Source organism: Massilia pseudoviolaceinigra (assembly GCF_030846505.1).
Lineage (GTDB): Bacteria > Pseudomonadota > Gammaproteobacteria > Burkholderiales > Burkholderiaceae_D > Telluria_A > Telluria_A violaceinigra.
Map to the genome: position 1 here is coordinate 45796 of NZ_JAVCWL010000013.1, position 12367 is coordinate 58162.

At 65.2% G+C, this 12367-nt stretch carries 9 protein-coding genes; 1 reads left to right on the forward strand and 8 read right to left on the reverse strand.

The annotated features are described in order from the left end of the window. Positions 1 to 25: 25 nt before the first annotated feature. From RBA40_RS14310 to RBA40_RS14330, 5 genes are all read right to left on the reverse strand, one after another. Positions 26 to 334: a hypothetical protein gene (locus tag RBA40_RS14310; RefSeq protein ID WP_306648488.1), complete on the reverse strand. Its 309-nt coding sequence runs from the start codon at positions 332 to 334 to the stop codon at positions 26 to 28. Between the two features lie 3 nt (positions 335 to 337). Beyond that, positions 338 to 2740: a M66 family metalloprotease gene (locus RBA40_RS14315; RefSeq protein WP_306648489.1), complete on the reverse strand. Its 2403-nt coding sequence runs from the start codon at positions 2738 to 2740 to the stop codon at positions 338 to 340. A gap of 118 nt (positions 2741 to 2858) precedes the next feature. Then, positions 2859 to 4277 (reverse strand): DUF3999 family protein, encoded by a 1419-nt coding sequence (locus RBA40_RS14320; protein WP_306648490.1) that lies wholly within the window; start codon positions 4275 to 4277, stop codon positions 2859 to 2861. 17 nt (positions 4278 to 4294) lie between these two features. Further along, a complete protein-coding gene (locus tag RBA40_RS14325; RefSeq protein WP_306648491.1) occupies positions 4295 to 7576 on the reverse strand; it encodes a DUF2339 domain-containing protein in 3282 nt (1093 codons plus the stop codon). Between the two features lie 85 nt (positions 7577 to 7661). Then, a complete protein-coding gene (locus RBA40_RS14330) occupies positions 7662 to 8159 on the reverse strand; it encodes an arsinothricin resistance N-acetyltransferase ArsN1 family B (RefSeq protein ID WP_306648492.1) in 498 nt (165 codons plus the stop codon). 136 nt (positions 8160 to 8295) lie between these two features. Here RBA40_RS14330 and RBA40_RS14335 point away from each other — a divergent pair, with 136 nt between their 5' ends. After that, a complete protein-coding gene (locus RBA40_RS14335; RefSeq protein ID WP_306648493.1) occupies positions 8296 to 9069 on the forward strand; it encodes a glutaminyl-peptide cyclotransferase in 774 nt (257 codons plus the stop codon). A gap of 17 nt (positions 9070 to 9086) precedes the next feature. Here the strand turns inward: RBA40_RS14335 and RBA40_RS14340 are convergent, their stop codons facing one another. The 3 genes from RBA40_RS14340 to RBA40_RS14350 all read right to left on the reverse strand — a co-directional run bounded on the left by RBA40_RS14340 (position 9087) and on the right by RBA40_RS14350 (position 12342). Then, positions 9087 to 10487, reverse strand: a complete 1401-nt coding sequence (locus RBA40_RS14340) for an MbnB/TglH/ChrH family RiPP precursor modification enzyme (protein WP_306648494.1) — start codon at positions 10485 to 10487, stop codon at positions 9087 to 9089. A 374-nt stretch (positions 10488 to 10861) separates the two neighbouring features. Further along, positions 10862 to 11593: an ATP-grasp domain-containing protein gene (locus RBA40_RS14345; protein ID WP_306648495.1), complete on the reverse strand. Its 732-nt coding sequence runs from the start codon at positions 11591 to 11593 to the stop codon at positions 10862 to 10864. Then, on the reverse strand, positions 11581 to 12342 hold the full coding sequence (locus RBA40_RS14350; protein ID WP_306648496.1) for a DUF2310 family Zn-ribbon-containing protein: 762 nt from the start codon (positions 12340 to 12342) through the stop codon (positions 11581 to 11583). Before RBA40_RS14350 ends, RBA40_RS14345 begins: the two co-directional genes overlap by 13 nt. Positions 12343 to 12367 lie beyond the last annotated feature (25 nt).

A 12367-nucleotide genomic window follows, 5' to 3' on the forward strand; every position in this document is an offset into this window, starting at 1 on the left:
CGCGCGGCGCCTGGCCGCGCGCCGCTTACTCCGCCACGACGCTGAAGAACACTTCCCCCTCGTAATGATCATCCCAGTCGCCCGACCAGTCGCGCAGGCCGAAAACGGCGTGCACGTTGACCCGGCGCGGCGCCAGAGGATCGATCTCCGTTTCCAGGCGTATTTCCAGATTGCCGACATGGTGGTCGTCGCGCGGCGAAAACGCCGCATCGAAGCCGATCAGCAAGGCTGTGGCCTGCGTGACCGCCGTCGGAAAAACAACTTCCGTACTTTCGCGCCGTGGGCCTTCGTTGCGCCTGCGGTTGAACGCGATATTGCCGTTGAGGATTTGCATGGCTTACTCCTTTGCGTCGTGAGAGGAAGGCTGCTTCAGATGCAGCAGGAATTGCCCGCCGCGCCGTACTTCGATGTCCCAGTCCTTGCTGCCCGCTCCCTGGCCGCCGTCGAGCACGACCGTAGTGATCGTGTGAAAACCCGGACTGAGCACACGCAGGTCGAGCGTGCCGCCGCGTCCGATTTCGGTACCGCGATGGTCGTACCAGAACACCTGGGAGGCGGGCAGGGCCGCGCCGCGTTCGGTTCGGACGTTCGCGCGCAGCAAGGCCGGAATCGCGACCGTGCCGCTGGCCGCCGAGGAAATGCCGGCCAGTCCGATCGTCACGCGCGCGGCGCGCAGGATGGGCGGCGGCGCCAACTGGCCTTCCCAGCGTACTTCGCCAGTGGCAATGCCGCTGCTGGCCAGCACCCGGATGCCGACCGCCTGCTGGCGCCCGAACACCCATTTCGGCACCGTCAGCGAGTTCGCCGTGGTGCGCGGCGCCAGCCCGCGCCAGGTGCCCACGGCGTCGCGCCACTGCACCAGATACCAGAGAGGATGATCGGCGGCGGCGCTCCAGCGCAGGCTCAGTGATGGCGCCAGTGCATCCGCGGCCCCATCGACGGCCAGTTCCAGCGGCGGCGCTTCGCCGATCTGGCACTCGAACAGCGGCTCGCCGCATTCGTAGATCACCAGCCGCGTGGCGGCCGGATCGAAGCCGATTGCTTGCCGTATGCGCAGCGGAAATGCGTCGTGCGCGCAGGCGCAGGCGCCCGCATGCGCCGAGGCGAACAGGCAGGCGTGCTTGAGCATATTGCCTTTGTCATCCTGCAATTCCACCTCGAAGCTGGTCGGCATCGTCCCCAGCGGTTGCGGATAGGCGGGAAAATGAAAGGCCGGCCCCATCCGGATCACGCGCTTGCGGGTGATGCTCATGACCAGGAACAGCTGCGGCGTCTTGATCTTGATCCAGTCGCCACGGTCCTCGTCGATGCGGCTGGCGGCGGCCGGCGAGGGGCCGGCGACGGCCGGTATGCGGCTCAGCAGGGCCTTGTAGGTGTACGGGCTGATCCATTTGTTGCCCGAGTAACCCATGATATCGTGCGCGCTGGCGGGATCCTTGATGCTGCCGTCGGCGGTATCGACGCCGAACTCGCCGATGCTGTCGGAGTCAAACCCGCTGTAGCGCGGATAACCGTCGTCTGTATTGTGCGGCGTCGCGCAGCGCGTCACGTTGTCGCAGGGCGCATGCGCGCGCCCCAGTGCGTGGCCGAGCTCGTGCGCCACGGTGGCGCCGCGTCCGCTGCGCGCGACGGCGGCGCCACCGCCGCCGCAGCCGCCCACCGAGCCGGTGCGCACGCCCGTGTTGTACAGGCCGAGCACGATGTCTTCCGAATCGCCGCGCAGCTCGGCCACGGCATCGAGCAGGTCGTCGAACTTGTCGCAGCCCTCGTTAATGTCGGACTCGATTTCTTCATCGTAATCCATGGTCACGAAGCTGGTCATGTTCACTTGCGGAATCGGGAACAGCTTTTCGGTCGTCATCACCGTATTGACGAAGTCGGCCAGGCCGGGCGCGGCCAGGGAAGCCGGGGTGGCGCCATCGTTCACGTCCGGTCCCGTGTAATTGATGCCGACCGCCATCACCGGCAGCGCGGGAATGGCCTCGAAAGTCAGGGTGCGCTCGAACGTGGCCGAGAACTGGGTCGGGTCGAACGCGGAAAAGACGCGGGCGCGCATTGTCACCGTGCCGACCGAGCGTTCCTGCGGAATGATGAACGTCAAGGTATGGCCGGCCTGGCCGCGCGCAATCTGCGCGTCGCGCCGCGGCACGATGGGTGCCAGCGGCGTGAGCGTGAGCGTGCCGCCCGGGCCGGTCACGTCGAGCGTGCCGCTCAGGCTCGGGATGGGCGCCAGGCCGGAGCTGGCATCGTAGTCGACGTACAGGCGCACGGCGGTCGGCTTGTCCGCCACCAGCCGGATCGAGTTATCCGGAAACACGTTCGCGCTGTTCAGATGGGCGCTGCTGCGAAAGTGCTGGATGACCTGGCTGATCTCGGCATCGGCGATGATCAGGTCGCCGCGCGGATTGCCCGGGGTCGGCGGCGTGACCCGTTCCAGCTCGGCCAGCACGACGAACTGCAGGTTGCCGCTGTAATCGTCATCCCAGTCGTTGGACCAGTCGCGCAAGCCGAAAGTTGCGCCGACCAGCACCCGGGTGTCGTCGGCCGGATCGATGGTGGCGCTCAGTTCGACGGTCAGGCGCCCGAGGTGGTGGTCGCCGTCGTCGAAGGTAGCCGAGTAGCCGGCCATGCCGGCGGTGGCGCGCAGCACCCGGCGCGGAAACACCACGGCCGTTTCCGCCGTCTGCGGTCCATCGTCGCTTGTGCGCGCAAAATTGAATGAACCAGGCCGGATCTCCATGTCGATTTCCTCCGAATGACTGCCAGTCGTTGAACTCCCTGTCAGTCAGCGTAGGCGGCAAAGCCGGGCCCGGCACTGTCGCACCGCAAGCGCGCGGCATGCGGTCCTTTCCGATTCTCTACTTCATTTGCTTGATCAGGCGCCACGCCATGAAGGAAAGCACGCCCACCCCGGCCAGCAGGGCGGCCCACAGGCCGAACATGCGGGTCCGCGCGGCAGCGGCTGCTTTCTCCGCAGCGCCGGGAGCGTCGGCGGCCCCCGCCTTGACCGATTCCAGCGGGCCGGCCACGGCGCTTTCGAGCGCGGCAATTTCCGCCGGCGTGAATCCGGGCGCTACCTGGGCCAGCGCGCTGGCGCCCGGTTTGGCGTCGGCCCGGCCGAAAGCGAGCCGGTACGGCGGCTTGCCATTCGCCAGGAACACCACGGTGGCGGGCGACCATGCCAGGCGCAGCGCCGGTGCCGCCGTACCCGCTGTTTCGGTGCGCAAAACCCACTCGGCCTGATGCGCTGGGGTAATGCTGATGTCGCCCGAGGCGCGCCGCCTGCCGCCCTGCGTCAGCTGATAGAAGGTGGCGGCCGCCAGCGGCTCGAAATGCCAGGTCGTCGTCCGGCCGCCCTGGCGGTCGGGCAATTCCACGTAACGGCCCAGCTGGGCCGGCATCACCACATTCTGTTCGCCCAGGTCGAGCCCGATGCGTTGCACGGGAATGGCCAGCGACGAAGGATAGACATGGTCATTGGGAAAACGGCCCGGCTTGGGCTGGATGACGAGGCGCTCCACGGCCGGCGCCAGCGCCGTATTCAAGGGCGATTCGGCGCTGATGGCGGCAAACTGCAGCGGCTTGCCCTGGCGCCAGCCCAGGCGCGCGTAGCGAAATGACCGTGCCTCGAAGTCCATGCGGTCGCTGGCCAAGGTTTCGGTGCGCTCATTGACCAGCCAGGAAAGATCGGTCTCGCCGACCGTATCCCAGCGCTTGAGATCGTCGCTCACTTCCAGCACCACGCGCGCGCTGTAGCTGCTCACCCCGGCTGGCAGGGTGAAACGCAGGGCATCGATGCTGACCGACGTTGCCGGCGCGCCCAGGTCGAGCACCAGGGTATCGATGCCGGAAGCGGCCGCGGCCGGGCGCGAACGCGTGCTGACCGATAGCACCGTGCCGTCGCCGGAGCGCTGCACGTCGATGTCGATGTCCGCCGTCGAACCTGCGGGACGCGCCGTCTGCACCCCGAACAGGCGCACCGGCAGGTCGCGCCGCGAACGCTCGGCCCGCGCCACCGGTTCCTGCAGGCTGAACGGCAATTTGTTGCCCTGCGCATCGAACAGGCGCAGGTCGCGCAGGTCGGCCGTGCGCGCATGCAAGTAGACCTCTTTCGGCAGGCGCAGCTGCACCACCGATTCCTTGCCGCTCACGCTCAGCGGCAGGGCGTGGCGATAGTCGTCCGGCCTGTCGCTGGCCGGCGCCTCGGCCGCGCCCAGCGGAGCGGCCGAGGCGGCCAGTGCGGCCACGTAGAAAAGGGCCAGTGGTTTGTTCAGCATCGAGTCGGATCCTTGGTTCATGTTGCCGTCGCTTCGGGCGGCGTGTCGTGTTGGGTTGGGAACGGTGCAATATAGCCGATCACGACCATCAGCAAGCCGACGCCGACAAAACTGATGATGCGCGCCACCCCGCCCACGTTCGACAGGTCGACCAGGAACAGTTTGCCGACCACCAGGCCGAGCAGCACCGCGCCGACAATCCACTGCCTGCGCGATTCCTGCTTTGCCGCGCGCCACATCAGCAGCAGCGCCGACACGCTCCACACCAGCGACAGCATGGCCTGAATGAACTGCGACGCGAACAAAGTGTCGAAGTTGTACGGGATGCCCAGATAATGCGCCGCCGTGCGCAGCAGCATCAGGTTGAACCAGGCGTAGCCGGCCCAGGCCAGCGCCGTGGGTACGCGCGCAAGGAATATCTGCTCGCTCTCGCCGGGCTGGTCCGCCAGGCGCATGCGGTAGCACACCACCGCCAGCAGCATGGCGAAGCCGCTGGTCAGGTCGAGCGGATTGAGCACCGGCAGATAGGGCAGGGGAGCCATGGCGCCGTCCTGGGTCAGGTTCCATACGGCGGCCAGCGTCAGCGACCAGCCGGTCGCCAGCGGGATCAGCACGCCCCGGTGCCAGCTGGCCACGGGCGCTGTCGGCCACTTGCCGGCGCGCGCGCGGGCGCTCACCCAGACGATGGCCAGCATCATCAGCCAGGCCGGGATGAAGTTGGCCCAGCTGCCGCTGGTGTGCCAGCCCGCCTGGCTCAGCAGGACTGCGTCGGCGTCGTCGACACCGTACAGCCAGCGCGATACCGCGATCGCGGCGGCCGGCCAGATCATCAGCCACGGACCGGCGGTACGCAGGGTGTGCAGAGCCTTCAGCCACGGCGCGGGGATGGTCCAGCCATTGAGCGGCCAGCGCTTGAGCAGGTATTCCGACGTCAGCCACAGGCTGCCCAGGGCAATCCCGGCTTCGAGCGCGATGGCGTAGCCTTCGTACAGTTCCACCAGAATGGTCACGGTCGCCACCAGCAGCCCGGCCCAGCCGGCAACGCTGAGCCAGCGCAGCGAGTGCCACGCCAGCCGGCGTGCCGCAGCGGCAAACGCCAGCGCCGACAGCGCCACGGCCACGCCATACACCGACAGCAGGGAAACGCTGGCCGACTCACCGGCGCCGATCAGCTGGTAGCGGCTGTTGAGCCAGGTGCAGAAAAACACCAGCACGGGAGCGAACCACCAGAGCGCCGACCACAGCAGCATGGCCTTGGACAGCTTGGGATACTGTTGCTCCGGCACGCGCTGCATGGCCCAGCTGCTGAAGATCGCGCCGGCGAAGATGATCAGCGCGGCCAGGAACGGCGTGCGGAACAGCTCGGCCCGCGGCGAGTACGAGGTAAGCAAGAGGGCCAGCGTGAGCAGCACGAGGACGGCGCCGCCAGCGACTTGCACGCCCAGGGCCAGGTTGCGCGCCAGCGACCATTGCATGCGTTTGGCGATAAGCGCCAGGATGACCGATGCCGCCAGTCCACTCGCGGCCATGAGCGCGGCCTGGGTGCTGCCGCTGGTGCGCAGCATGACTTCGGTCCACGCGCCGCCCACCAGCCACAGCGCCGCGATGGTGAGGAACGCGCCGGCCAGCCAGGCCGGCAGCGGTGCGGGCAGGTCGCCATCGCGCGAACGGAAATTGGTAGCCATCAGGAAAGCGGTGCCGGTGAGCAGCAGGAAGCCGAGCCACAGATTGGCATTCGCGGCCTCGGCCTGGCCATCGATACCGCTGATGGTGGCGATAAACGAGATCCACGCACCGGCTTGCACCAGCAGGCCGAAGGCGCAGGTGAGCGCCTGGCGCTGGCGCAGGCCGACCCAGACCACGCCGGCGCCTTCCAGCGCCCATGCGGCCGAGGTCCAGCGGCCATCGAGCGCGAACGGCAGGGCCAGCGTGCCGAACACCAGGCCGAGGGCCAGGAACGATTCGACCAGCAGCCTGAAGTTTTGCGCGCCGCGCCGCCACATGGCCAGCGCCGCCGTGGTGTAGAACAGGCCCAGGCCGAGCGCCGAGAACGCCACACCGAAACGGGTATCCTTGACCAGCCCGTACTGGAGGCCGAAGGCGAGCAGCGGCACGCCGAAGACCAGCGTGGCGTCGACATAGTTCTTCAGCGCCGGCGCCTGGCGCGCGGCGAAAGCGATGGCGATGGCCACGTAAAAGAACACGAAGACGATCAGGAACAGCTGCGTGGACAGGTAATTTTCCGGCGTGTAGCGCAGCACGCCCCAGGCCGTGCCGATCACGAAGGTGAAGGCGAAGCCGATCAGGTTCAGCGTGCGCCACGAGCGCTTGAGCGCAATGCCCAGGATGCCCGCATTTAACAGTGCGTAGTACGAAAACAGCGCGATATGGCTGCCCTGGCCGGTGGAGGTCATGATCGGCGCCAGGAAGCCGCCGAAAATGCCGAACACGGCCAGCCAGAAAGCATTTTGCAGCACCGCCAGCAGGCAGGTGAAGAAGGTCAGCACGAACAGCAGGCCGAACGCCATGCCGCTTGGAATCAGCTGATACAGCCGGAACGCGCCGAAGGTCACCAGCATCAGGATACCCAGTGCGGCGCCCTGCACGGGCAGGCTGATGCCACGGCGCGTATCGCGGATACGCCAGCCCCAGACCAGCAGGGCGATATCGGCAATGACGATGCCGACCAGGCGAAGTTCGATCGGCACCGTGGTGCGCTCGGCCGCATACTTGAGAAGGAAACTGACGCCGATAAACAAAATGAACAGGCCGAGCTTGGCGACCAGGTTGCCGGTAAACAGCCATTTCTTCGCCGCCAGCATCCACGCCGGGGTCGGCGCCAGAGGCGGATCGACACGCTCCGGGCGGCGCATCGGCTGCGCGGGCGCGGCAGGCTGCGGCGCCGGCAGGGGATCGGCAGGCCTAAACGGCACCGCCGGACCAGAATGCGGCGCGGGTACGCGGACCGGTCGCATCACCACCGGCATATACAGTACCCTGGCTTCGTCGGGAGTGGCCCGCGCGGGCATGGGTGGCGCCGCGGGATCGGGCGCAGCCGACGGCGCGGTAGCCGGCGCGGTCACCGGCGCGGTCACCGGCGCGGCCTCGGGTATGGCAGCCGTCGCGGTAGCCGACGCCACGGATGGACCACGCGACCTGTCTTCCTTGAGCGCGATCACCTCGGCGGTCAATGCCGCGACGGTTTTCTCCAGCTCATCGGCCCGTCGCGCCGCCGCCTTGCGAAAGCGCAGGAAGTGATAATAGAATGCGAACGGCAGCAAAAACAGAATTACGTCCATCAATTTTCCTTGGGTTGCAAACTATGCAATTTTGCATGTTAGCATTCCAAGCGGAAATTGCTACCATTCGATGATTAGTCGCCTTTTACGCGCCTTGCAGTTTCAGTTCCCAGTACGCCACGTCGATCCAGCGCCCGAACTTGAAACCGACTTCGCTGAAATGGGCGACCTTCTTGAAGCCGAGTTTTTCGTGCAGCGCGACGCTGGCCTCGTTCGGCTGCGCAACGCCGCCGATCACCATGTGAACCTCACCCTGCGCCAGACGCGCCAGCAATGCCTGGTACAGCGCGGCGCCATAGCCTTTGCCGCCCAGCTCCGGGGCAAGATAGATCGAGCTCTCGACCGCGAAGCGGTAGGCACGTCGCACCCGCCACTTGGTGGCGTAGGCGTAGCCGATGACGGTGTCGCCTTCGGTCATGGCAAGGAAGGGCAATCCGGCTTGCTGGATATCGCTGATGCGGCCGGCCATTGCCTCCTCGCTGACGCTCTCTTCCTCGAACGAGATGCTGGTGGTCAGGATATAGTGGTTATAGATGGCGACGATTGCGGCGGCGTCGTCAGCTCCGGCATCACGAATGTTCAAGACAGACTCCCATGTTGGCTGTTCATTTTTATGGCGGCAGCCGCGCTCGCGGCGCCGTCCCGCTACAATTGTATTAGTATTCATGCCTTGAAGCATGGCATGGCTTCCGTTTCAGCGATTCGACCTGAGGTGTTATTTGAAGAGATTCCCAATTGCGGCACTGAGTTTGCTGCTGGCCTGTGCCGGCGCGGCGCAGGCCGCCATCCCCGTGTACGGCTTTGTGGTCAAGAACACCTATCCGCACGACCCGGACGCCTTTACCCAGGGGCTGTTCTATTCCGATGGCATTTTGTACGAGAGCACCGGCCTGAACGGAAAGTCGTCGGTCCGTAAAACCGACCTGAAAACCGGCAAGGTGCTGATGAAAACGGACATCGCGTCGGATTACTTCGGCGAGGGCATTACCGACGTCGGCAACAACATCGTGAGCCTGACCTGGACCTCGCATGTCGGTTTCGTGTTCGATAAAACGACCCTGAAAATGAAGCAGACCTTTTCCTACCCCGGCGAAGGCTGGGGATTGGCGAACAATGGCAGCGACATTTTCATGAGCGACGGCAGCGCCGCCATCCGCGTGCTCAATCCAAAAACGCTGGCGGAAGTGCGGCGCATCCAGGTCACGGCCGAAGGCAAGCCGGTCGACCGCCTCAACGAAATGGAATGGGTCGACGGCGAGCTGTTTGCCAATGTGTGGGGTTCCGACGTGATCGCGCGCATCGACCCTGCCGACGGCAAGGTGGTCGGCTGGATTGACCTGGCCGGACTGCTGGACGAGAAAAGCCGGGCCGCCGGAACGGTCGATGTCCTCAACGGCATCGCTTACGACAGCAAGAAGCGGCGTCTGTTTGTCACCGGCAAGCTCTGGCCCAAGCTGTTCGAAATCGAACTGGTGCGGCGCCAGGGGCGCTGAGCGTCAGGGCGCGGTGCTCAGGGGCCGATGGTCAATGCGAATTCCCCCCGGTCGGTAAAGTCGGGCATGCGCGCGGTGCGCAACGCCATCAGCAGCGGCATGGGCGAACAGGTGAAGCGCACGGTTTTTGGCTGCCCGTACATGCGCACCTGGTGCGTGGCCACTTCAAACGCCAGCACCTCGTCCAGATGCGGAATGTGGAGCGCCTGGGTACGCAGGAATTCAGCGAAGTTGAGCGCTTCTTCGGTGGCAAACGGCTCCGGCGGCCGGGTTTTCCAGAATGCCTGCAACAGCGCGAGAAACGCCGTTTCGCCAATTGTGAGCGAAATGAGGCGGTAACTGAGCGTCATCGACTCCACGATGGTTCCGCTGCGTACCGCCGCCACCATCTGGCGCAGCACACGAATACCTTCATCGGCATCGAGCGGCAGCGCAAAAGGCTCGTCGTGGTCGATTCCCAGCACTTTACCGGCCAGCGCACGTTCCCATTGCGGCGGTGACGGCAAGGCGCCGTCGGCTGCCGCCGCGTGGGGCACAACGCCGCGCGGCGCCGTGCACGCTACCTGCAGGGTTGACTTGCGCTCGTCCCAGAGGCGGTGCAACTCGTGCAGCTGCGCCGTCAGATGGCGATGCGCGATCTCGCGCGCGGGCATATACGCTGGCACAATTTCAAACACCAGCGCCTTGAGATTGGGCAGGCGTGGCAGCACCGCGTGGGCCAGCTGCATCAGGTCGGCCGGCACCAGCCCCGAATGCGCATCGAGATAATATCCGTCGAGATAATCGCCGCCCGCCAGATGGACTTCGCACACGCGTTCGAGCGGCATATCGTCGAGCGCCGCCAGCACGCTCTGGCGGCCATTGCGCTCGTTGCACCAGAGGTTATGCAGGTCGAGCAGGATGGCGCAGTCGGCTTCCTCGGCAATGGCGCCGAAAAACGCGCCGTCCGCCATTTCGCCAGGCACCGGCTGCAGGTAATTGACGCCGGTCTCGAACGCGAACGGCACCGGTAACCGGGCGCTGAGCGTGCGGATATTGGCTGCGGCCAGCGCCACCGTTTGGGCGCTTTGCAGCGGCGGCAGCAAAAAGCCGGTATTGAAGACGCCATCCGGTCCGCTGGCGCGCGAAAAGCTCAGATGCTCGCTGGCCCATTCCACGTCGAGCGCCTTGACGACATCGACAAACAGCGCCACCTGCTCAGGCTGAGGCGGCACGCTGCCGCCAATCGGAAAACCGACGCCATGCACCAGTTTGGGGTGAGGGTCGGCGCGCAATTGCGCCAATACGTCGGTGTTGATTGCGTACGGCACCCCGGCGGCGGCCGATTTGAACCACTGCGGCTGGGGCTCGATTTCGATGACGTCGATCAGGTCTTTATTGGCATCGATAAACGCTTCGAGGCCGGGAAGACAGACCATGCCAACGCCAGATTCCGGTAGGTCCCGCATAGCAAGGGCTCAGCTGCACGTGCGGCGGCGCGAGCGCCTTACCGGATGCCGGAACGGCGGGAAGGGCGTTGACGATGAGGTCAATCGCAGATCGACAGCGTTGGTATCCATAGCGTGATGCTCCTCGTGATGCCGTCAGTAATTTGCTCCTCGGGAAAGGTGGCGCGTATTCCCGGCCGAGCCGCGTTCACCATTAATGCTGAGGCTGGCTGCGGATTAAATTATAGGCATCACCCACCGTGCATCCCGCGTCAAGTGCACCGACTTTGCGCGGCATCAAAGGCGGTCACGAAACGTCCTTGATTTGCGACACTTGCTGCGCCGCGTTTTTCGCATAAGCACTATCAACATTTGACCGAGGCACGCTCCAGCACCGCGAGAACGCGTTCGGCGTCGCAGCCGTAGATGCCCGCGCCCCAGGCCGCGTTCTGCTCCACGCAGGCCCAGCCGAGACCCGCGATGACGCCGACGTCGACCACGGTGGCGGCGGGCAGATCGACGGCCGGGTCGGCCAGCAGCCGGGCAATGAAGGCCTCCAGTTGCGCATCCTCTTCAGGGGTGCTGTGAAAGCCGGCATCGCGCTGCAGCTCGCCCCAACGCGAATAGATTGAATAGGTGCACAGGGTCCGGCCGAGAATAAAACAGCGAAATTCCATTTCCCATGTGACCACGCCGGAAACGAGGACCGGCATGGCATCGTCATATTCGGCAGGCAGTTCCGATCCGCGATAGACGGCCGCCGGAAAGCTCTTGTCGTTGGGCGGCTTGATGAATGCCGGCGCCGCAAGCTGACGCGCGGCGCCCAGCGTGGAAAGGGTAATGTCGCGTTTGCGGTAGTCGAAGGGAAGCTGCACCAGCCAGTCTTCCGCCGGATTGAGCAAGGCCAGGCCGAGCTGCTGCGCGAGGGTCGGGCCGAACAGGGCTTCACCGTACAGCACCGGATCGGCCAGCGATTGCAGCGCCGGCGGCACGCGCCACGCGGCCAGCCGCTCCACCTGCCAGCCAAGGCGCGCCGCCGCCTTCCACAGTATGAGCGAATCGTCGGTATGGCGCGGGGTCAGGATCAGGGTGGGCATGGGGAAATCGGGTCGGAAAATGTGTCAGAGGCTGCCATCATATAGCTGCCGCGCAGATTAAAGGCAAGGTTCGACAGTAGCCGGCACTGGTCGCACCGCAAGTCGAAAACTCCATGCGGTGTCGCGGGCGAATGCCATGGTGCATCGCAACCCGGACAGCGTCGCAGCGCTTCCTGGGCAGCACTGCGGCCCTTGCCCCGGTACAGATAATAATAGAATGGCTTACCGGACCGTTCTGACAACCTGGCGCAGCATGCGCGGCCCGCCAGCGACAGTGCGCTATCGACCGCAGACATCTGGCCAGTGGCCGCTTGTTCCAGTACCGTGCAATTCATTTGCAACTGATCGCATGATTGATAATCAGACTGCCACGACATGACGTCGTAAAAATCGGCATCGGGCGGCGCCTTGAAGCGATAGAGCGGCACCACGCCGAAGCAGTCCATGCACTGCACTGGCGATTCCACCGTCAGATAGGTGGTGAACAAAAGGTAAGCGCTGGGGTCGGCACAGCCGCATGCCTGAGCGGAGTCGGACTGTTCCCCGATCACCGACCAGGCAAAGGTGACGCCTGCCTGCCGCGCATCAGCGATACGCTGCCTGACATGGGTGCCGTTATACCGCGCGTCGAGCGAATCGGCCGCGGGCGCCAGGACGGTCGCGACGTAACAGCCATTTTCCATGACGATCGGCCAATCGCTGCCGCAGACCTGGCCGTTCATACGCAGCGCGCCCAGATACAGAATCATTTCCTCTCCTGGGCCGTCAGCAGGC

What these genes read in the sequence shown, in the direction of transcription:
- RBA40_RS14310 (WP_306648488.1), bottom strand. Translation starts at nt 334, where the DNA reads ATGCAAATCCTCAACGGCAATATCGCGTTCAACCGCAGGCGCAACGAA.
- RBA40_RS14315 (WP_306648489.1), bottom strand. Translation starts at nt 2,740, where the DNA reads ATGGAGATCCGGCCTGGTTCATTCAATTTTGCGCGCACAAGCGACGAT.
- RBA40_RS14320 (WP_306648490.1), bottom strand. Translation starts at nt 4,277, where the DNA reads ATGCTGAACAAACCACTGGCCCTTTTCTACGTGGCCGCACTGGCCGCC.
- RBA40_RS14325 (WP_306648491.1), bottom strand. Translation starts at nt 7,576, where the DNA reads ATGGACGTAATTCTGTTTTTGCTGCCGTTCGCATTCTATTATCACTTC.
- RBA40_RS14340 (WP_306648494.1), bottom strand. Translation starts at nt 10,487, where the DNA reads ATGGTCTGTCTTCCCGGCCTCGAAGCGTTTATCGATGCCAATAAAGAC.
- RBA40_RS14345 (WP_306648495.1), bottom strand. Translation starts at nt 11,593, where the DNA reads ATGCCCACCCTGATCCTGACCCCGCGCCATACCGACGATTCGCTCATA.
- RBA40_RS14350 (WP_306648496.1), bottom strand. Translation starts at nt 12,342, where the DNA reads ATGATTCTGTATCTGGGCGCGCTGCGTATGAACGGCCAGGTCTGCGGC.